The organism is Actinomadura sp. DC4, assembly GCF_030406325.1.
Taxonomy (GTDB): domain Bacteria; phylum Actinomycetota; class Actinomycetes; order Streptosporangiales; family Streptosporangiaceae; genus Actinoallomurus.
In genome coordinates, this window is record NZ_JAUEQY010000020.1 from 171,749 (window position 1) to 192,793 (window position 21,045).

Below are 21,045 nucleotides of genomic sequence, written 5' to 3' on the forward strand. Positions count from 1 at the left end.
ATCGCTTACGCTAGGCGCTCGACCGATACCGCCGGGTTTCCTTATGCCTTCAATACATGGTGATTTTGCTGTTTTCGGGATGCGGGTCTCGCGGGGGCTCGATTTTGTAACCCAAATCCTCTAGGACCCTAACCGCCTCGTCGGGGCAATCACGGACGACTACTCCGAACCCGGGGCGGTTCAAAGTGGATCTTGCTGGGTAGTTGCGTGTCGTGCGCCAATCACAGACCGTTGCGCCATGAATCGTCACGTCGTAGCAGCACTGTTCCAGTGGCTTCCTGGGCCAGCCGACGTCCGGCGACAAGGACGTCCGCTGCCTGGCGGCGGACGGTGATGGGCAGCCAAGAGACGCGTCGTTCGGCGACGAGTGGATCGACCGGTTTCGGGGCCAGCCCGCGGACGTCTTCTTGGATAAGAAGCCGATAGAGATTGGCAGCGGGACGGACTGGTGGCAGCCCCAACGCTGCGGCGGACACGTTGGCCCGCTGTGGGATTGTCAGTCCGTCATCGTCAATATCGCCGTAGTAAGCGATGTCCGTCACGCCGGCCAGCTTTCTGATGTGGGCGGCGGACGCCTCGAAGGCGTGACCTGCGCCGAAAGCCACATAACCAACTTGGCCGCAGTTGCCGGTCAGCAGTGAGCTGATGGTTTTGAAGGTGTCGCTGTTTTCGATCACCAGGACGATGCCGCCGTCGCCGACGCGTTCGTAGGCCAGTGGTGGCGGGATCCGCTCGGCGAACATTGTGGCCAGGGTGAGGCGGTCGGGCGTGAACAAGGTGGTTGCTGTGAGCGCATCAAGGCGCTTCTCATCACCGAAGATTTCCAGGGAGCGCTCGCGCATGGGTACGGCAGTCCGCCGGTCGTCGTCCCCGTCGGTGTCGCGCAGCCACCGATTGATCGTCTTGAGGACCTCGATCTGCGTAGTGGTCAGTTGGTCTGTCCCCGCCCAGGAAAGCTCGCGACGCCAAACGACCGACGCTGTCGCGCGCACGGATCGATTTTTCGGCTTCGGCGACAGGGGCAGACGGAGCCAGCGTGGTAGTGGTGGCTGTGCGTCGTCCCATCCGTCACGACCGCGCGGCAGTTCCACCAGGTTATGGTCGGCGAGTTCATCGAGGAGCGCGGACAGAACGGGACGACCTTGCGTCGTCCCAGCTGTCCCAGGGCATGCCTGGACGAAAGCCGCGAGGATCGCGGCCTGCTCGGCGCGGCGTTCCGCTGCCGAGTTCAGGATCGCTGATAGGCAGGCCGCCGACTCCGATAGCACTTGCCGCTCGGCCTCCCCGTCACCGCGGCCGTCGTTCACCGGTCGTTGGCCATCTCGTCGTCGTTCTCCTGCTGTACCTCTTCGCTAATAGCGGGTGTGGCTTCGGGGTCGCGCGGCTTCACCAGCAACCGCGCGGCGGAGACCCGGCCGGTGACACGGTCCTCGTCCGGCGCTGTCTCGCCGACCACACGATCGGTGATGTGCAGATGCCGTATCCCGGTGCGCTGATCGGCGTCGTTTCGCAGCCGGATGCATAGTGGGAACGTGGCCAGCACCCGGTCTTCCATGTTTCCGGTGGTGTAGATCAACTGGACGCCGAGCGCGGCAGCCATGTTCATCTGCAGGCTCAGCAGGTAATCGGCACTCGCCTTGCCGATTGGGTTGTCCAGGATCAGCATCCCACCCAAGCGGCTGCTGCTGCGAGCCCCGGTCCGTGTGCTGCTGCGCAATGCGGCCAGTGTGCAGTACAGCATGATCGCGCCAGTGAGTTCCTGGCCGCCGGAGAAAACCTTGCCCATCTCACTGATCGACGCGTATTCGGCGCGACCTGCGGAGTCAGGCTTGAGGATCTCCACCTTGAAGTCACGTGGTACTGCAGCCCCCACACATCGCAGCACGAGATCCCGGCCGGGCAGTTTCGGCTGCGTGCGGGCGTTCTCGTCCAGGGTCTCGGCGATCCGTACTGCAAGGACCTGCGGCTCCGGCTTGGAGAAGCCAATCTTCAGGACCCTGCGTCCGGCCCACGCCCCGGCGCTTTCGGGGAGCCGGGAAAGCCGCTCGGCCTTCTCCAGCAGGGCCAGCGCTTCACCGGCATGATGCTTAAGCTGCTCGATCAGCAGTTTCCGGTGACGCTCAGAGCTCTCCAGGTCGGTGGTTAGGCTCGCGGCCCGCCCTGTCAGCTGAACCGTCCACTGGTCGGCGCGCTCGATCAGCGACGCCTTATCGATATCGGTAAGCTGCTTGTAGATCGGCGCGTTAAGCCTGCCGAACCGGGGTTGGTTGGCGGTTTCGCGGAACGTGATGACGGCATCGTCCACGCCCTGGTTCGCTTCGCGCAGCTGGTCGGACGCCTTAGCGTGCGCCTCAATCGCGTGATCGGCGGTCTGCTGCGCTTCCTCGGCGGTTCCCGCGAACGGTCCGCAATCGGACGGAAGCTCCAGCTTTCGGACTGCGGAAGCAAGGCTGCGATGGACGATCGTTATCTCGCGGTCCGCAGCTTCCGCCTTGCCGAGTTTGCGCTCGGCGGCCTGTTCCGACTCAGAAGCTGTTCTGAGCAGGGTCTCAGCGTCGGTTAGTGCGGCGTCTGACCGTTCGGTGAGCACCACGCCATCGGTGGGGTTCGATGGCGTCCAGTCTGCGTCCAGTCTGGTCCACGGCATCCCGTTTCGCTGGCTGGCTGAGAAGACTTCCGTTTCCAGGCCGCCGACCTGCTTACTCAGTCTTTCGTGCTCGGCCTCCAGCGTCTCCACGGCGCGGCCGAGTCGCCGCTTCGTGGCATCGAGGGATTCGGTGCTGCCGGCGTCTGGAGAGGCGGCCAGCGCTCGAGCCCGAGCCACGATGTCGGCCGGTACGCTGAGTAGTTCCTCACGGAGATCCGAAACTTCTTTCTGCGCTTCGTCGACACGCCGCCGTAGGTTCTCGCCGACCTCGACGGCGCGAAAGCCGTCTGCGGCTTCCTGATAGGCGATCTCCGATGCGGCCAGGTCAGCTTCATTCCCGTCTGGGTTGAGCGGCTGATTTCCACAGTCAATTTTCTTGAGCCGGTCGGTATACGAGGCGCCGTCACGGTGGAGCGACTCGGCTTGTACCGCGTATTCGGTGGCTCGGTTGCGGAGCCGCTCGGCTTCTTCACGGAACTCTTGGGCTGCCGCACGATGTCCTTCGGCCTCCGCTTCGAGCTTGCCGATCTCGAGCCGATTTTTGTCGGCCTCGGCGGCATCTCTCGCGAGTCGCTCGAAGGACTCGGCGATGCGGGTATTGTCGGCGGCGGACTCTTCGGCATTTGTGACCACAACGGAATGCTCGTCGAGAGCGTCAACGGCTTGCATGTGCGCGTCGCGGGCGGCATCGAGTACGGACTTGGCCTCGGCCGCGGCGGCCGAAGCCGCTTCCGTCGCGGATCGCAGCCGCTCGGCGTCGCCTGCCGGGTGGTCGTGAAGCCAGGCTTCGAGCTGATGGCCCAGTTGGAAGGTCGCTGTCCGGCGTTCGGTGAGTTCTCGAAGGACATGGCTGCGGCCTTCGATCCGTGCCTCGGCATCCTCCCGCAGTTTGGCGGCAGCCTTCGGATCGTGCATGGCGGGTGTCGGCTCCACGACGAACCCGATTCCCGATTCCTCAGGTTCCCCCTCCAACGACTCGGCGGTGGCGATGAGCACCGCCGCCGGCGGCAGCAGGCGCGCCTCGGCCAGTACCTCCCGCGCCTTCTCCAAAGTGACCTGGTCGGCCACTACGATGCCGTCCACCAGCGCGGGGTGAGCCTGGATGGCCCCGGCGTGCAGCCTGGGGTTCACCAACTGTTCCAAGGCTCGCCAGCCTGCGGTCGCGGTGATCCCTTCGTCTGCCAGCAGTTCCAGCAGGTCCCCGACGGCCTGGCGCGGCGGCATGAGTGCTTCGTCCTCGATGGTGAGCGCCTCGATCAGCCGCTGATCCGCTCGGTTGTCGGCTGTCAGCGCGTCCAACCTGTCCCCGGCCGATCCGTGCGCCGCGGCGGCCAGGTCACGCAGGGCGGGCGCGTTCGCCTCCAACCACAGGGTGGGGTCGGCGCCAGGAACTTCCTCGTCGTCGTCGAGTTCGGCGAGTTCGCGCAACAGTGTTTCTGCGGTGAGCGCTCGTGCGGCGGTTTCCACGGCCTCGACCGCCCGTACCGCAGTCTCGGCTGTCTGTCGGGCCTTCACCTCGGGTTCAATCAACTGGTTCGCGGCCTTGTCGAGTCGGCGGGCCCCCAAACTGAGTTGTTTGTTAACCTCACGTTCCCGCATCGCCTTGGCCTTGCTTTCCTCGGCCTTGCTACCCAGCCGGGCGTTGGCTTCAGGGACAGATTCGGCTTCCTCAAGGATGCCCTGCTCCCGCGCCACTTTCACGTGGGAGTCCACGTCCTTGACCTGCTCGGACAGCAGTTGGGCCCGCACGGTGTTCGATGTGGCTAGTCGTTCTTCCTCACCAGCGTGGCCTTCGGCCTTGGCCGCATCCGACTTGTCCTTGGCGCTCTTGCGGGTGAGTTCGGCCCCCTGCGTCGCGCAACGCTGCATAGCATTTTGAAGGGCGCTGGCGAATCGAGCGCCGGCCTGATCGCGACGTTGCCGGGCAGCTCCTGCGGCCTGTTCGGCGGCGTCCAGCAGTTCACTGGCGACCTGGTACTTCTCGTGTGCGGCAGTGGCCTTCAGCGCCCTGGGAACGAGCGTCCATGCAGCGAGTTCCGTGCGCTCGCCGGAAAGCCGCTTTTCGATTTCTTTGGCCTTGGCGCGCGCTTCGTCGCATCGAAGGAACAGAGTTCTGCGGCGTACTTCCTTATGGACCAGGTCCGCCTCATCGCGAATTCGTTGTCGTTCTCCGGCATTCATCTTCGCGGTCTTCACGTCCTCGCGGTGCCTGCGCAGCACGTCCTCCGAATGCTGGACAGACTCCTGTATTTCAGCTGCGAGTTCCGCCAAGGCTGCCGCGGCGGTCTGAGAGGCCGTGGCTGCTGCCAGTTGCTCAGCGTGCCGGGAGGCGAGGATCTGAGCCGCTGCCGCCGAGGCGGTGGAGAAGTCGCGGTCCAGCAGTAGTTGCTCGCGTCGCCCAATGTTCTTGGCGTAGGCGCCGAACGCGTTGCCCAGCTCGGTGAAGCTCTCGGCGTCTAGGGCCTTGCTCAGCAGCCACTCGATGAACTGCCGGCCGGTCGTGGTTTTGAACGCTTCGACCGCGTCGCCTTCGTCGACGTTCATTGCCTGCTGCACCGCGAACAGGTCCGGCTCCAAGCCGAGCCGGCGCAGGTGGCTCTCCCACGCACCCTGCCGTTTCTCGATCTCCACGCGCAACGATTTGTCGGCGGCATCCAGTCGCTTGAGCGCGTCGTGAAAGGCGTTCATCGGCAGCCGCCGTCGGCCCGCGGCAAACGGCAGCGTGGCCAGGGTCGTGATGCTGTTGGGGTTAAGGGAGTAGAACAGTCGCTCAATCTTGCCGTCCGCAGCAGGGGACAATACCTGGCCTGCCACCATCGTTTCACCGGTGCGAACATTCACCCATTCCGCGGCCACATGGGATGGGGCTGCTGCGGATACTACATATGCCCGCAACGCTTCACGGCCTTTGCGGGACTGCCGGTCGGGAAGCACCGTGGACAGCAGCATCCGAATGAACACGGACTTTCCGCCGCCATTCTCCAACACCAGCAGCGTCGCCAGAGCCGGACGCCGGAACAACTGGCCAGGCGAGGGTGTCAGCGTATTGGCCGGGATACGCTGGCCTCCGCCGGACAGGTCCAGTAGGACGTCGTCATAGCGGGCCCCGATCGGGCCGATGTTGTATAGGCGGACGCGGTTCAGCTCATACATCGCTGGATCAGGCTCCTGGCTCAGTTGGCGCAGGGTCGGGGGATGCTTCGGTGCTGGGCGTATCAGCGGATTCGATATTTATACTGTTGAACGCGGGTTTACCGTCCGGGCCGACTGTGACCCCGAGCGTGGCGAGCTCGCCGAGCATCTGCTGCCCGGCTAGTTCTCGCACTTGGATCTGGTACCGGGCCGTGGTGGTGTAGGTGCCGCCGTTCTCGTTGCCCGCGCGCCGGAGCATGCCGTTGTCCGCTAGGTACTCTGCGACCCGCTTGATGATCGCGCGCCTGCTCTTGGAGTGGGATCGGGCGTCCTCGGTGGGAGCCACTGGGTTGCGCCGCTGGTAGTAGCGCCAAAGCTGGATTAGATCCGGATGGTCGACCGGAACCCCGTCATCCTTGTCGGCCTCGGCCGCGCAGCGCTCCAGCTCCCTGGCCGCCTGTTCGACCATCTCATCGACGTGGCGGACCGTGACCCGGCCGACATGGGCTTCGTCGTCCAGATCTTCAGGCCGGTAGTAGGCGAGCGCGGCTATGGCCAGGTGGGCCAGCGCCGCGATCGGCCGGTCGGCGGGCTGCCGGATATGGCTGGCGATGCTGACTGCAAACTGCGTTTCGGCGGTCGCCCCGAGCACGAGTCCGGCCCGCGGGCTGACCGCGATGACGGTCAGGTCGAAACCGCGCACAGCCGCATGTAGCAGTTGCGCGAACGCCGGATCGGTGCCACAGCGACTCACCAATGCGGCGTACTCGGCGTTGCGCCGGGGCGTTAGTCCGGGCTGAAATCCGAATGCGAGCAGCCTGTTCACTGCGGCCATATCCTCGAAGTCGATCATACGGCCCCGTTCCTACGGTCCTCGATTGGCGGGGCAGTGGACGCCGGGCCACGTATCACCAGCAGGTCGTTCCCGGCGAGCACCTCGTCGTACAGCTCACGTTCGTCTGCCAGTGCCGCCAGCATCAGGCGGTGCTCAGGGTCGTAGTGTGGTGCCCCGAACAACCCCAGCACCTGCAGAGCCAGCAGGTGGTCGAGTTTCTCTCGACCAGCCTTCGCGACATTAAGGTGGCGCGCCGTCTTCAGAAGCTCGGATAGGCGGACGCCGTCGGCATCGGCACGCGCCAGCAGTGATTCGACGGCTGTGTATTGCTCGTCGGAAAACATCGGGACGTCTTCGGCATCACCGAACTCGGGTTCGATGATCAAGCCGTCTTCGCCATCGTGCTCGGCCGGCAGCGTCATCAAGCCAGAGATCAAGTCCGGGAGATAGACGACCGCAGGTCGACTGGGCGGTGTAGCCGCCGTAGCGAACCTGTCCAACAGCGGAAGGACCCAGCGTATCGGCAGCTCCAAGGCTGGCTCCAGCAGTTGGTGCTCGAGATCCACATAGGACCGGCTCGGAGGCGGCACGAAGGTTTGCCGTTCTTGTTCGGCGCGGAACTCTTCGCCGACTTCCTGCAGATTCGCCTGCAGCGCCGCGTGCCTGCGCAGACACTCCTCGAGAATCGCGATCAGTTCGGCGGCCTGAGCTGGGGTCGCGTCCTCGGTGCTGTTATCCATCATCCGGACCAGGTTGTCCTTGATGGTGCTCTCGGAGTTGATGCGGTCCTCGATGTGCTCCAGCGCCTCAGTCTGCATCCGCTCCACGTCACGGACCCAGTCCAGTGAGCGAACATCCCGGCGCATTCCCTCCAGCCGTGTACGGATGTACTCGGCGTACTGCACCGTGCGGCGTAACGCCATCTCCGCAGCGCGGTAGGCGTCGGTCAGCCGCCCACGTCTCACCAGAGCTTCCAACTTGGCGTCGGCAGCAACCTGTTCGGAAGCGATGTCGATGTCCACCGCGCCGACCAGCACCGCGATCGCCTCATTGGAGGCACGAAGTCGTGGCCGGCCATCGTGTCCGGCGACTTCACGCAACAGCTTGAAGGAGAAGCTGTGGGAGACATACCTACCCTCAAAGGCGAGGCCATAGATGTGGCTGAAGCCACGGTCGACCGTCCCGACGTTCACCAGGCTGTCCAGGACCCAGCGGGCCGCGTCGGCGTGTTCCTCGCTACTGCGGTCCGGCATCTGAAGCTCTGCGACGCGCGCCACCGCCGCCACGACATCCTCGTGACGAGCGCCGTCATCGAAGTCCATCTTCAGCGTGACGGTGTCAATCGCTGTGAGCGCCAGCTCCTCCATTTGGTAGCCGCCCCAGTCTCGCGACGTGAGCAATGGCTTCCGGCGCTCGAGGTCGAGGACCGGGTCGGCGACGGCGAGTGCCTTCACACGCGTGGCAAGCCCGAGTGTGTCGCGGCCACGAACTCCCGTTTCGGACATGTGAGTCCTTCCCTCCCCAGCCAGCGCAGCCCAGATGATCAAGTTGAGAGGTGTTGTTCAGCGTCGGCGGGCCGGAATGTGAACATGCGTAGGTATCGGATTGGCCGTGTCAATTATTTCCATTACGCCAGCGCCTGCAGACCGTTGGCCAGGTCGGCTTGCACGAGTTCATCGCGTTCGGCCGCAGTCAGCCAGCGCGCTGTGGACCCGGTGTGGCCGTGTTCCACCCACAGCACGTCGTCGACAGCCTCGGCGACGGCGTGCAAGTGGCTGATCACCATGACGAGCCGGTCGCCCCCGGCTTGGGTGCGCAGCACCTCGAGCGCTGATTCCAACGCTGCAGTATCCAGGGCTGCGAAGCCTTCGTCGAGGAACAGCGATCCCAGCCGAGGTCCACTGCGAGAGTGCAGTTCGGCCAGTGCCAACGCGAGGGCGAGTGAGGCCAGGAACTTTTCTCCGCCGGACAGTCGGTTGGGGTGGTGGACGACGCAGGAGCTTCGGCTGACGATGTCGAAGTCGTCCGCGAAGCCGAACCGCTCGTCGGTCAGCTGTCCGAGCAGGTCACTGGCGACGCCAAGCAACGCGCGGGTGCGCAGCATAGTGAGGCGGCCGAGGAACTTGGCGTCGACCAGTTCGCGGCGCAGCGCGTCCAGTGCTTCGAGGCGAGCCTCGCCGGCGGTGATGGCGGTGTGCAGGTCGGCGGCGGGTTTGATCAGGTCCTGCGCCATGTGCTGCTGTTTGTGCTGGTCTTCGGCCTCCTTGGCGGCTTTCGCGGCCGCGGCCACCAAAGGATGCAGCATCTGGGGTGCTGTCAGGTCGGCGGTGGGGTCGAAGCCGTCGACGTCGGTGAGTTCGGCGGCGTGTTGGCGCAGACGAGACAGCGTGGTCTTGGCGCGGGCGGCGCTAGCAGCGGACGTCTCGTTCAGTTTGCTGTCGAGCGTCGCGGCGATCTCTGATAGCGCGGCGGCGAACGAGCGAATCTCGGCGATCCCGGAGCTGGCGGGAGCTTGCGGCACCTCGTGTTGGCCGGTTTCGCCGAGGTGCGCGATCGCCTGGGTGGCGGCCCGTGCCCAGTCGTCCAGGGCCGTACGTAGCTTGTACACCGGCTGGTCAACAGCGGTGCGGCTCTCCTGGTCCAAGGTGCGCTGCTGGACAAGGACCGCGGTCTTCTCCGACCTGGCAGCCTCGAGTGCGTCGATCAGTTTCTGGATTTCGGTCGTGCGGGCGGCGACAGCGCTGGCTGCCGTGGCCGCCGCGTCCGCGCCGATGTTGATCGCCTCCTCCGGCAGCATCGCCTGAATGCGGATCGGTAGAGCTCGGACTTCGGCGGCGAGACGGGCCACGGCGCGGGTGTACCGGTCGGAGGCGGCAACGGCATCATCGAGACCACGTCGGTGCGAGCCCTTGCGGCTTTCGAGTATCTCCCGTTCGGCTTCGAGCCGGGTGGTGTGGCTGAGAGCTTCGGTCCGCTTCTGGTCGGCGATCGCAGCGGCCGCTCGTTCGCATGCGGTGATCGCCTCGTTGATCGTCGTGGTGTACCGCTCGGGGTGATCGGCACCGTCGGTGTCCGGCGTGGCCAGGGCCGTCGTGGCCTCGGTCAGCGTCGCCGTTGCGGATCCGACGTCGAAGTGTTCCTCGGCGTCCGCCGCCAGCGCCGCGAAGTCCGTGAAGGCACTCGCTGCCGTCCCCTGGGCTTCTCGCGCCTTTTGCTCGGCGTCTTGGCAGTTCTTGCCGCTTTCAGCCACAGCGCGTTCGGCCGCGGTCACGGCCGCGCGGGCATCGGTGAGCAGACTGCTGGCCTTGTCGTACGCGACCCTGACGTCGCGCAGCTGCGCCTTCACGCGGCGCAACTCGGCGGCGCCGGTCTCGGACTCGGCCGTGAAGCCGGCCGGCAAGGCCTGCCGACACACCGGGCAGTCATCTCCCGGGTGCAGTTCGGCAGCGATCCCGGCGGCCTTGTAACGTAGCCGAAGGGTCTCAAGGCGCGTTTCGGCGTCCCGGACGCGCCCCTCGGCCGCGAGGGCTTCACTTTTCAGCGGGACGACGCTCTCGCGGGCGGATTCACAATCGCCTACGGCGATGGCTCGTGCGCTCACGGCATCGGCGACGTGGCGGGCGGCCGTGACGGCGGCGGTCACCAGGGATCGGACCGTGATGGCGCGCGTGCGGATCCTATTGCTCGCCTCTGCGGCGTTGGATGCGGCCTCTGTCAGAGGTCTGGTGTCGTCGGCGCGCGTGGCCAGTTCCGCCTCGGCTGTGGCGATGGCGGTACCGTCGGCGTCCAGCCGCTCGTTCAGCGCGGCGAGCCGATCGCGCTCGCCTCGTTGCTCCTCGGCTCGCGCCGCGAGGGTCTCCAGGGTCACGGCGGCTCTGCCAAGAGCGCTGAGTCCTTCGCCGTTGTTGTCGGCGACGGCGATCGCCTTTCTCAGCTCTTCTTCGGTATGTGCTGCCTCGATGGCGCGACGGCGCAGGGCGTCGCGTCGTGTGACGATGCCGACGGCGATGGGCTCGACTTTGTTCAGGACGGTGTCGGCGTCGGTCACGGCGCGTGTCGACAGGTTTTGGGCGGCAGCGTCGGCTGCTGTCGCTGCGTTGCGAGCCTGGGCCGTCTCGGTCTGCAGTGCGGTGATGCGATCGATGGCGGTGTTCAGGTACCCGGCGCGGGCGTCGGCGGCGTCCGCGATCTCACCGGCGACCGCTGCGGCCTGCTGGGGATTCTCTGGCATGGCGGCGCGTTTGGTTTTCGCGTCGCCGATCAGCCCTTTGAGTGTGAGGCAGTGGCGGGTGGCCAGCTGTTGTACGGTGTCCAGCGATTCGGCACCGAACAGTTCTCGTAGCCGCGCGGTTCGTTCCTTGGTGGCCGCGGTGAGGAGCTGGTCGAACTTTCCTTGAGGGAGCAGCCCGACACGCAGGAAAGTGTCGTACCCCATCTGCAGCAAGGTCTTGATGCGGGTATCGACCTTTGAAGCGTTGTCGTATTCATCACCGGTGTCGAGGTTCTTCAGGAAATGCCGGGCCGCGTTCGGGTTGGTCACGTGCATGGTGCGGTGCACGTGCCAGCGCTGATCGTCGTGGAGGAAGTTGAGCTCGACGCTCATGGCTTGGGCGCCGTCGGCGATGAGTTGCCGGGGTTCTTTGGCATCCCAGGAACTCTTGCGGAACAGGGCGAACGTGATGGCGTCCAGGAGGCTGCTCTTGCCGGCGCCGGTATCACCGAGCGCTGCGACCAGGCTCTTGCCGGTGAACTCGACGGTGACCGGGGTGGAGTAACTGCGGAATCCGGTCAGGGACAGTTTCAGTAGTCTCATCGGGTCGTCTCCGGTCCAGGGCCGGCGAGCAGGCCCGTACGGTCAATGCCGTCAAGGCTCCGGCCTTCGATGGCGGCGGTGAGCAGCGTCTCCTCGCAGCAGGGTGTGGGGTCTTCAGGGTCTGGATCGGCCTGCAGGTGGGTGAAAGCGGTCATGGCGCGGTCCAGGGCCGGACCACGCGTACCGCGGCCCTCCAGATAGTCGCGAAGCAGGTCCTCGACGCCGGGCAACTTCGCGGTGGCGGCTTCGCGGTCCAGTACACGGTCCGCCGCCTCGGGGCGGCGTTCCTCGATGGCGACGATCGTCGCCTCCGGCAGCATCTTGGCGATGGCGTCCGGAAGGAACGACGGGGAGCCGTCGACGTTCACTACCGCTTTTACCCAAGCGTCTCCGACGCGGTCGGCGCGGGACGCGATCTCCTCCAGGGTGCCCTCCAAGCGGACCAGGCGACGGCCGGAGGTCAGCGGTGCGAGTTCGAGACGAGGTTTGTGGCCTGGGGCAATCTCGGCCAGCACGACGCACTTGGTGTCGCGGGTCTCGCCGAAGTCCAGCTGCAACGGGCTCCCGGCGTAGTGGGCGGGGAACCCGGCGCGGTCGACAGATTGTGGTTTGTGGATGTGGCCGAGGGCACCATAGTCGACGGCGGGAAGGTCGGCGGTGGCTACGGCGTAGTCGGCGTCGATGGAGATCCGCCGCTCGGAGTGGGAGGGCGTGGCGCCCTCGACGAACAGGTGAGCGGCGAAGACCAGGACGTCGCGAGATGTGCGGCCCGCGGCCAGGCGGCGGTAGACGTCGGCCTGTACGGCGCGCATCCGCTCGGCGTACGCGGCGGTCGTCATGGCGGGGTCAGCGAAGTCGTAGGCGAACCGATTGGGGTGCAGGTACGGCAGCGCGCCGATACGCAGGGACAACTCGCCTCCCGCGGCAGGATAATCCGCCAGCAGCAGCCTGTCGGGGCGGGCGTCGGCGGCGAAGCGCACCCGGACCTGGTCTGCCTCCTGGGTGCCCATGTCGTTCAGGACGAACTCCAGGAACGCCAGGACATACGGGGTGTCGTGATTGCCCGCGACGACGACCACGGGCGCGATCTCTCCAAGGCGGCGCAGCGCCTGGGCGGCGCGCCGCATGTCATCCAGGCCGGGCCGGGGTCCGTCGAACAAGTCGCCGCTGTGCACGATCACGTCGGGGGCGAAGTCGGCGGCGATCTCGATGATCTCGTCCAGGACGGCATCGAATTCGGCGTCGCGTCGGTGACGACCGATCTGACGGCCCAGATGCCAGTCGGAGGTGTGGAACACGCGTCCCATCATGGGATGCCTCCAAGGGGGGAAGGGGTTCGCGGAGCGGCACAGTCGCGCCATCCACGACTGGAGGGTCGGTGAGGCTGACCGTACCGCGGACTCAGGAGAGAGTCTGGAAGTTTCGGGAACTCTGGTACCGTTGATTCATGAGTGATCCGCTGGACGCGCTGGAGAAGAGCATCACGGATCTGCGCCGCGCGATCCGTGACGCCTCCGTGGCCGGGGACGCCGAGCGTGCCGGCGAGCTGCGCTCGCAACTCCGTCGTGCCGAACGAGCCTGGGACGCCCTGATCGACGCCGACGAGCCGCCGGCCACGCCGTCCGGCCCCGTTCCGGCGGCACCGGGCGCGGGCGGCTCGATGCTGCCGGCGCGCGAACACGTACATCGTGCTCTGATGCTGCTTGGGACCCCGGCCGCGCCGAAACTGATCGTGGGCGTGCACGAGGCGTTCTTTCCCGGCGAGCTGTCCGCGTCCAAGCTGTCCAGCCTGCGCCGCGACGAGGAGCGCTCCTACCGCTCGGCCCCTGGTGCCCGGCCGTACTATCTGTGCCCGGCTCTAGCCCACGACCTGCTGTCCCCGGTGAGGGCCTTGGTGACGATCAGTACCTGGACGCTGGAACAGCGAATCATCGGCCCGCTGTCACCACGCGTGAACTTCCTCACCGGCGCGGTGCGGATCGCGGAGACGGTGCGCACAACATTCGAGTCCGCAGAAACCGAGCCCAGCCCGGCGGCGCTGCGGCTACTGTGGCGCTTCGCCGTGAACATCCCTGGCGCGGTACCGACCGGACCGGCAGGCCACGATGCCGCGCCGGATCTACAGCAGGTGATTGACGCGGCCGAGGTCGAACTGGGAGTTCACATCGACGCCGATCGCGCCACTCGAGCTGAGACCGCCCGACGGGCCCGCAAACGGCTTAGCGAGGACCAGCAGCTGTTCGGCACGGCGCTGCAGGCGCTCAACCGCCTGCATGCCCAAAACTGACATCCGCCCACCCGCGATCCCTTCTTCCCCAAAGGATCCCGACATCGTGAACGCAGCAGTCGACAAACGCCTGGACGCGCTGCGCGGTTCCGCGCCGCGCCTGACCTATAGTGCCCGGTCGCTGGCCGCCCTGGAGAACAACCCCCGCTGCACGCTGCGCGCCGTGCTGGACGCCTCCGGCTCTGACAAAACCGCGATCGCCACGCACGCCGGATACCAGGTGCCCTTCGGGCAGTCCTCCTTCGCGATCGCGCGAGGTAACACCTTCGAGGCGATGGTGAAGGACAACGGCTGCGCCGAGCTGTTGCGCGTTCTTCGCGAGACCCTGGGCCTGACCCTGCCGGAGGTGGGCTACCAGGACCTGAACGACGTCGGTGGCGATGGCCGTCCCGAGGTCCGCCACGCCCGCACCAAGCACCTGCTGGTGCAGGCCTCCCAGGGACTGAGCGACGGCACCCTGTACGACCACCCGATGTTGCGGCTACAGGTTGGCGGGCACGCCGTATTCCTGGAACCTGACCTGGTGGCCTTCCGCGTGGACGACCGCTTCCATGTCGTGGAGATCAAGAGCTTCCCGATCATCGACGGGCAGGCCGCCCCGACACAGCTGCGGCCGGCGACCACCCAGGCGTCCGCGTACATCATCGCGCTGCGCGCCATGCTCGCCGACGCGGGCATTGGGCCCGAGGCCGTGTCCAACAGGATCGTGCTGGTTGCGCCGAAAGACTTCACCAACCGTCCGACCGCAGCGTTCGTCGACGCCCGCAAGCAGGTGGCTGCCCTGAACCGGCAACTGGCGCGCATCGAGCGCATTGGGAAGCTGGTCGGACTGCTGCCCGAAGGCCTCACCTTCGACCTCGCCACGGACGAGGCCGGCCGTCCCCATCGTCCGCGCGAAGAGCTGGCCGAGGCGCTGGACCAGGTACCGGCGACCTACCAGCCGGACTGCCTGAACCACTGCGAGATGGCGTACTACTGCCGTTCCCGCGCCCGCGACCGCGCATCGGTGGACGTGCTCGGGCCGACGGTGCGAGAGCAACTCGGCGGAATCGACACCGCCACCATGGCCCTGGGCCTGGCGCGCGGGCAGCTGACACCGAACGACGACCAGCTCGAGATGGCCGTCGCGCTGCGGCACGCCGCCCGACTGCGCGCCGATCTGCTGGCCACCGCCGACACACCGGGGGCCGTGGCATGAGCAGGGTGTCGGCGCTGGCGCACCTGGAGGCGATAGAGGCGATGGAGGCGATGCCACTGACCACGTACCGGCACCGGCGCCTGTCAGACCGGCCGCTGGTGATCGTGCCGCTGACGATGGCCGGGGAGGCCGGTGCGCCGCTCGCGGCGATGGTCGGCTCGGCCAAAAGGTCGCCAAAGCTGCTGGTCGTGGCGCAGCCCCGCAACCGGGACCAGCGGTTCGCGTTCGCCGCCGAACTCGGCGGCCTCGTTATGGACTACATCGACTACTGCCGCCGTGACCGTCGTGAGATCACGGGCCGCAAGAGTCCTGCCTCTCGCTACACCGACGCCCCGCAGATCCTGGTTCCCAACCCTGGCGGCGTCGGAGCCCTGGGCGATCTCGGCCGCATGTGCCGGTTCCGTAAGACCACCGGCCCCTACCCAGTGCCGGACGTCGTCCCGCGGTTCGGCATGTGGCTGACATTCCTGGCGGAGTCGGCCGAGCAGGCAGGTGCCTCCATGCTGCTGCCGGTCAACGGGATGCTCGCGGAACACTGGGCCACCGGCCAAAGCGTGCTGGAAGACCAGAACCTAGCCTCGCTCATGGCCTGGATCGCCCCTCCCGACGGCTTGAGCGTCGAGCAGGCCATAGCCGATGCGGAAAATCCGAGCGTATGCCCGCCCGCCGGGCCTGCCACGTCTCCAGAGTTCGACAACAAATACCTCGCGCCAGCGATCAGACGGTTCGACGCCGCACGCGCCGCCGCCGACCCGCAGGCGATGGCCTCGGCAGAAACCGACCTGCGAGAGCTGATCGCTGATCAGATCAAGCCCACATGGCGCTTGATGTGGAAGGCCATCGCCCTGCTGCGGGGCGTCGAGGAGGCTCCGCGAGCCGACATGCGCTTCGAACGCGACTGCGCATCCTTCACCGCATACTCGGACTATCAAGACACGGGCGGTCTCCCGCAACGCAAGCGGGACACCGCGATCGGTGCGGCGAAGCGGCTGAGCCGGCTGGAGCGGGCTCTGGCCGATTTCGAAGCCGACATGGCGTTCGACGACCCGTTCGTACTTGCCGACCGGCGCAGCGTCGGTGAGGCGTTCGCGGGGATCGTTGTGGCGGCCGAGCCCGACCGGGTCGTCACCACTGATAGGAATCGGCGGGTGCCCAGGCCCCGGATCGCCGTCCGTACCCAGGACCCCACCCGACTGGCTGCCGGCACCAAACTGATCAGCCCGTCCATGCCGGCCGGCCACAAGGCCGTGATCGTCTCCACCGCCCCCGATGGGAACTTGAGCCTGGTCACGGTAGAGGTCACCGGCGGTATGGGCCGCGCCCGCGTCCCGAGACCAGGAACCGTACCGGCAGTGGGGCAGAGCGTCGCCTACCTTCCCGACCCCGGCTGGCGGCCGACACCGGTGTTCCCGGATCCCGAGCAGATCCCCTGGACACACGCCACCGCGCTCAACGCACCAGATGACAACACAGCCGAAATCGACGACGCCGTTGCAGAGGAGTGGGGCGATGGAGACTGACAACAGCAGCAATAACACAGCGTTCGACGCGGCCGCGGCGGCCGACGCAGCAATCACGGCGATCCTGACCGACCTGGCCGACCCCAGCCACAGAGCAGTGGTCGTCGACTCCCCGCCCGGCGCCGGCAAGAGCACGCTGGTGGTCCGCGCCGCCGGAGAGCTAGTGGACGGCGACGAACGCCCCATCGTCGTCGCCCAAACCAACAACCAGGTCGACGACCTCGTCGTACGATTGGCCGCCGCGCATCCGGACGTCTCCATCGGTCGGCTGAGCGCCAGCGGCTACGATCCGCCGCCGGCCGTGAACGACCCGGCGAACAGCGCCGTCGGCAACACCCTGACCGACCTGGCCGACTGCCACGTCATCGTCGGCACCTCCGCCAAGTGGGCCACCGTCCGCGACGACACGTTCGGCTGGGCGATCCTGGACGAGTCCTACCAGATGCGCTCTGACATGCTGCTGCAGATCGTCGAACGTTTCGACCGCGGCCTGTTCGTCGGGGACCCCGGTCAATTGGATCCCTTCACGATCGTCGGCACCGAGCGCTGGATCGGACTGCCGCACGACCCGACGCAGAACGGCGTCACGGTGATGCTGGAACACAACCCAGGTACCCCCACGCACCGGCTGCCGGTGTCCTGGCGCCTGCCGACATCCGCGGCCCCCATGATCTCCCAAGCCTTCTACCCTTTCGCTGGCTTCGCCGCCGGGACCCTGCCGGGCACGCGCACCCTAGAGTTCAGCACCGCTGCCTTCGGCAATACCGATCTGGACGAGACCCTGGCTATGGCATTCGCCACCGGCTGGGCGCTGCACGAGTTGCCGCGTCGCCACGTCCCGCGCACCGACGCCGAGACCATCCAGACCGCCGCGAACCTCGCCGCCCGACTGCTAGACCGCGGTGTCGTCGCCACCTGCGAGCGCCACAACAATGGCCGGACCTTGGACGGAAGCGACATCGCTATCGGCGTCGCCCACCGAGACCAAGCCGACATCGTCCGCGCCGCGCTCGCTCGCACCGGCAACCCGAACGCGCTGAACGTGGAGGTCGACACCGCTAATCGGCTGCAGGGCCAAGAGTTCGAGGTCGTCATCGTCGTGCATCCGCTGTCAGGGCGCCGAGACGCGACCGCGTTCCATCTGGAGGCCGGGCGGCTATGCGTGCTCACCTCCCGTCACCGGCAGGCATGCATTGTCGTCGCCCGCGAAGGAATCGGTGACCTCCTGGACAGCCATCCCTCGACCGACCCAGTCCACCTGTCGGTGCCAGCAAAGTTCCCCGACGGCTGGGAAGCCAACCAGGTCGTGATGGATAAGCTCGCACTGCATCACGTCGCTGCGTGACTACGGCACAGGTACCTCGGCTAGGCGGGGGTAATCCATGAATACGCCCAGGTCGCGTAGTGTAGCCGAGTTTCCGGCACCCACACGCTCCGCGTGTGGGCTGTGACACTTAAGCCGTGCCGCTGGACGCGCCGAAGGCGTCGACCGCGTCGTCGTTTACCGTCAGCGACGGCGGCCATGGCTGCGGTGTGGCGGTCGGTGGCCAGAGCCGAACCGACGTTACAGAGACGCTGTGGTCGATCCACATGGGCGTGCCCGCAGGCTCGCAGCGGACGATCCGGAACAGGGCGTGCCCGGCGAGCAGCGTCGCGGTGTAACCGATCGGATGGCGCGACAGACGGCCGTCGTGTCCCGCCCGGTGCAGCGGCTCGCGCCAGGAGCGCGCCGCCCACCGGCGGCCCGCGTAGGCCGAGAAGAATACGAATTGGTTGCCGACCGGCTTGCGGTGTTCGCAGAATGTCCAGAACTCGCCATCGGGTATGACGCGGGTCGGCCGGGTCGGTTCGTGCGTGAGCACGGTCTTCGCCGCCCATGTTGCGAGCAGTGACTGCGCTGTCTTATCCAGCACGACCGGGCGTGTCGGCGCCGCCTCGCCTGTGACCAGTGGGCGTAGGAGAGGCAGCGTCGTCTCCTCCATCTGGGACAACCATCCGTTATTGCATTCGCCGCATACAACGCGGACGACGACATCCACGGATGGCGTCTGCCATTGCCGGCCGGCCACCGTTGCCTTGAAAGGGCCTCGCGGTCTTAGCACGTCGCGGAGCCACGCTGGCCAGACGTGCTCGCGGGTGAGCGGCGCTCGCGCGCCGCAGAACAGGCATCGGCCTCTGAACGAACCGGTGCCGTACGCATCACGGTGCTCGCCCGCGAGTACGTCGTCGTGTCCTTCGTCAGGCATGGAGCTAGGTCTTGTCCGTGCCGAAGAGCGGGCCGAGCGTGATCCCATTGACGTCGAGGCTAGACGGAAAGCGAGGGGCGAGTGCAACGCGACCCACGGACTTCATTGAGCCATAGTCGCGTAGGTGTGCACGGTCGGCCTTGCCCTCGATCTTGTTATACAACCATCGGCCGGTGTCGACTGCCCGCTGTGCTCGGCCACGCTCCGGATGGGTGAGCCGGCGGCCGCGGTGGACTATCTCGTGCCGAATCGTTCGCGTGGTCTGGAACTCGTCGAACTCTTGCTGACTGATCTCCGGGCGAGCGAGCTTGCGCCACTGTGCGAGTCGGCCGGGGAAGTCGTTGTCGGTGTTCGCCGCACGTCTTTCAGCCTCGGACGGTGGATAGGTCTTTTCCAGCTCAGCAACCAGCGTCCAGCGGAGGACCGCCTCGACCGCGTGACCGTGCGACGGACGGCGCCGGTGTAATCACCGCGCTCCATCAAAGATCGCGCGTCGAGCAGGTCGAACTCACCGGGCGTGGCGTCCACGCTGGACACGGCCGCGAGCACGTCCGGCCTCGTCCACTGGAACGGCCGGACCTTCGGCGGATCGCCGGCCGTTTCCGCGTCCTCAACAGTTACCGGCTTGGCGTCCCATCCCTTGTACGGCAGCAGTACCGCCCGGTACCCGACGTCAGCGTGCTTCACATACCACACCGGCACGTCCCACGCGCTTACCTCATATGCGAAATAGTCGTAGGTGACCAGCCGGTATCGCTGAATGAGTTCGTTCACGACAGGTACGTGCGCCTCGCACAGCGACGCCCAGTACGCCTGCTGTTCGGCTCGGGCTCGGGGAGGCTCGTTCTCATCGAGCTCACGGAAGGCGCTCGAATGTGCGCGTGTCGTCAGCCGAAGGACCGTCTTGCATGGCCGCTGCAACCACGTCATCTGGTGCCGCTCGAACTCCGCGGCGATCTCGTCCGGCGGCTCCCACCCATCAGGGCGCCACGGCCCGTGGTGGACTACGGACGCGCGCGAGTCGACGACCTGGCCACCGAACACCTCCATCCACGCCGAGCACACGTCGATGCCGAACGTCGTCCCAGACCACTCGACATCCACCAGGCCAGCCGGCGTCATCAGCCAGAACGGGAGCTCGACGTAGAGCTGAGGTTCCCCCCGGTGCACGGACACCTTCGGTGAGGTCACTCGGTGGTGTCTGAGGGCTGGTGGAGCCCTTCGAACGTGATGGGACTGTGCATTCCGATACTGGAATGGCGTCGGTATGGATTATACCAGCATTCGATCCATTCAAAGACCGCATTGGCGAGTTCGTCTCGGGTTTTCCAGGTACGGCTATCGAGTAGTTCGAGTTGCATCGTCCCCCAGAAGGATTCCATCATTGCGTTGTCGTAGCAATCGCCGACAGTGCCCATGGAGCCGAGCAGGCTGGCGTCACGGAGTCGTTTCCCGAAGGCCCAGGACGTGTATTGGGTTCCGTGGTCGGAATGCAGAATCGTGGAATCGGCAGCCGGGGCTCGGCGGGTGACCGCCATGGCGAGTGCGTTGACGACGAGATCGGTGTCTTGCCGGGTATCGATCGACCAGCCGATGACACGCCGTGAATAAGCGTCCATGACGGCCGCGCAATACAGTTTTCCTTCGTTCGTGGGATGTTCGGTTATGTCGGTCAGCCACAGCCGGTCCGGGTCCGTGACCTCGAACCGGCGCTTGACCAGGTCCTCCTCGGTGGCGGCGTTGACCAGGTTCCGGCGGCCTTTGCGCCGGTAGACGCCTTGCAGGCCGACCTGGCGCATGAGCCGGGCGACCCGCTTGCGGTTGACCCGCTCGCCCAGCCCGAGCGTCAGTTCGGCGTGCACACGCGGTGAACCGTAACTGCCGCGGGAGTCGGCGTGGATCACGCGGATCATTTTCGTCAGTTCCTTGTTACGCAGCTCCCGCACGGAATCGGGCCGGCCGCGCCAGTCGTAGTATCCCGACTTCGAAACGTTCAGGACTCGGCAGGTCACCGCGACCGGGATACCGTCGTCGGCGAGTTCACGGACCAGCGAGTAGATTACTTTGGGAGTACGTTCTCCCGCGCGAAGTACGCCGCCGCCCGCTTGAGAATGTCGTTCTCCATCTCAAGCTGCTTATTACGCCGGCGCAGCTCCGCCAGTTCCTTCTTCTCCGCGCTGCTCAGCCGTTCGGGGCTCCCGCCCTTTTCATCGGCATCGGCCTGGCTCATCCAGTTCTGCAGGCACGACCGGCTGATCCCCAGATCCTTCGCCAGCTGGATCAGCGGTATATCGCCCTGACGCGCCAGCTCGACCGCGCGGCGCCGGAACTCCGGAGGGTGTGGTGCGGGCATGCGAGACATCCTTC

Annotated in this window: 14 protein-coding genes; 4 read left to right on the forward strand and 10 right to left on the reverse strand. The window is 66.3% G+C overall.

What is annotated here, in order from left to right:
• Nucleotides 1-221: 221 nt before the first annotated feature.
• The 6 genes from QWU11_RS29925 to QWU11_RS29950 all read right to left on the reverse strand — a co-directional run bounded on the left by QWU11_RS29925 (nt 222) and on the right by QWU11_RS29950 (nt 12,737).
• A complete protein-coding gene (locus QWU11_RS29925; RefSeq protein WP_290117794.1) occupies nt 222-1,307 on the reverse strand; it encodes a Wadjet anti-phage system protein JetD domain-containing protein in 1,086 nt (361 codons plus the stop codon).
• A complete protein-coding gene (locus tag QWU11_RS29930) occupies nt 1,304-5,800 on the reverse strand; it encodes a hypothetical protein (RefSeq protein ID WP_290117795.1) in 4,497 nt (1,498 codons plus the stop codon). Before QWU11_RS29930 ends, QWU11_RS29925 begins: the two co-directional genes overlap by 4 nt.
• A 7-nt stretch (nt 5,801-5,807) precedes the next feature.
• Entirely contained in the window at nt 5,808-6,632 is an 825-nt protein-coding gene (locus tag QWU11_RS29935) for a hypothetical protein (RefSeq protein WP_290117796.1), read from the reverse strand.
• The gene (locus QWU11_RS29940; protein WP_290117797.1) at nt 6,629-8,119 is read right to left on the reverse strand and encodes a hypothetical protein; all 1,491 of its coding nucleotides are present in this window, start codon (nt 8,117-8,119) and stop codon (nt 6,629-6,631) included. Before QWU11_RS29940 ends, QWU11_RS29935 begins: the two co-directional genes overlap by 4 nt.
• A gap of 122 nt (nt 8,120-8,241) precedes the next feature.
• Entirely contained in the window at nt 8,242-11,427 is a 3,186-nt protein-coding gene (locus tag QWU11_RS29945) for an SMC family ATPase (RefSeq protein ID WP_290117798.1), read from the reverse strand.
• Nucleotides 11,424-12,737, reverse strand: coding sequence for an exonuclease SbcCD subunit D (locus QWU11_RS29950; protein WP_290117799.1), 1,314 nt, complete (start codon nt 12,735-12,737; stop codon nt 11,424-11,426). The genes QWU11_RS29945 and QWU11_RS29950 overlap by 4 nt, the downstream gene beginning before the upstream one ends.
• Before the next feature lie 137 nt (nt 12,738-12,874).
• Between QWU11_RS29950 and QWU11_RS29955 the strand changes: the two genes are divergently transcribed.
• The 4 genes from QWU11_RS29955 to QWU11_RS29970 are packed head-to-tail and all read left to right on the forward strand — an operon-like array spanning nt 12,875 to nt 17,777.
• Nucleotides 12,875-13,714 carry a hypothetical protein gene (locus QWU11_RS29955; RefSeq protein ID WP_290117800.1) on the forward strand — a complete coding sequence of 280 codons (840 nt, stop codon included), beginning with the start codon at nt 12,875-12,877 and terminating at the stop codon, nt 13,712-13,714.
• Between the two features lie 46 nt (nt 13,715-13,760).
• Nucleotides 13,761-14,912, forward strand: a complete 1,152-nt coding sequence (locus QWU11_RS29960) for a hypothetical protein (RefSeq protein ID WP_290117801.1) — start codon at nt 13,761-13,763, stop codon at nt 14,910-14,912.
• Complete coding sequence (locus QWU11_RS29965; RefSeq protein WP_290117802.1) at nt 14,909-16,432, forward strand: hypothetical protein; 1,524 nt, start codon at nt 14,909-14,911, stop codon at nt 16,430-16,432. The genes QWU11_RS29960 and QWU11_RS29965 overlap by 4 nt, the downstream gene beginning before the upstream one ends.
• Nucleotides 16,422-17,777, forward strand: coding sequence for an AAA domain-containing protein (locus QWU11_RS29970; protein WP_290117803.1), 1,356 nt, complete (start codon nt 16,422-16,424; stop codon nt 17,775-17,777). Before QWU11_RS29965 ends, QWU11_RS29970 begins: the two co-directional genes overlap by 11 nt.
• A gap of 109 nt (nt 17,778-17,886) precedes the next feature.
• On the opposite strand, the gene QWU11_RS29975 is transcribed toward QWU11_RS29970, so the two are convergent.
• From QWU11_RS29975 to QWU11_RS29990, 4 genes are all read right to left on the reverse strand, one after another.
• Nucleotides 17,887-18,414: a hypothetical protein gene (locus tag QWU11_RS29975; RefSeq protein WP_290117804.1), complete on the reverse strand. Its 528-nt coding sequence runs from the start codon at nt 18,412-18,414 to the stop codon at nt 17,887-17,889.
• A gap of 498 nt (nt 18,415-18,912) precedes the next feature.
• A complete protein-coding gene (locus tag QWU11_RS29980) occupies nt 18,913-19,869 on the reverse strand; it encodes a hypothetical protein (protein ID WP_290117805.1) in 957 nt (318 codons plus the stop codon).
• Nucleotides 19,866-20,738, reverse strand: coding sequence for an IS3 family transposase (locus QWU11_RS29985; RefSeq protein ID WP_354670918.1), 873 nt, complete (start codon nt 20,736-20,738; stop codon nt 19,866-19,868). Before QWU11_RS29985 ends, QWU11_RS29980 begins: the two co-directional genes overlap by 4 nt.
• Nucleotides 20,738-21,031, reverse strand: a complete 294-nt coding sequence (locus QWU11_RS29990) for a transposase (protein WP_290117806.1) — start codon at nt 21,029-21,031, stop codon at nt 20,738-20,740. Before QWU11_RS29990 ends, QWU11_RS29985 begins: the two co-directional genes overlap by 1 nt.
• Nucleotides 21,032-21,045 lie beyond the last annotated feature (14 nt).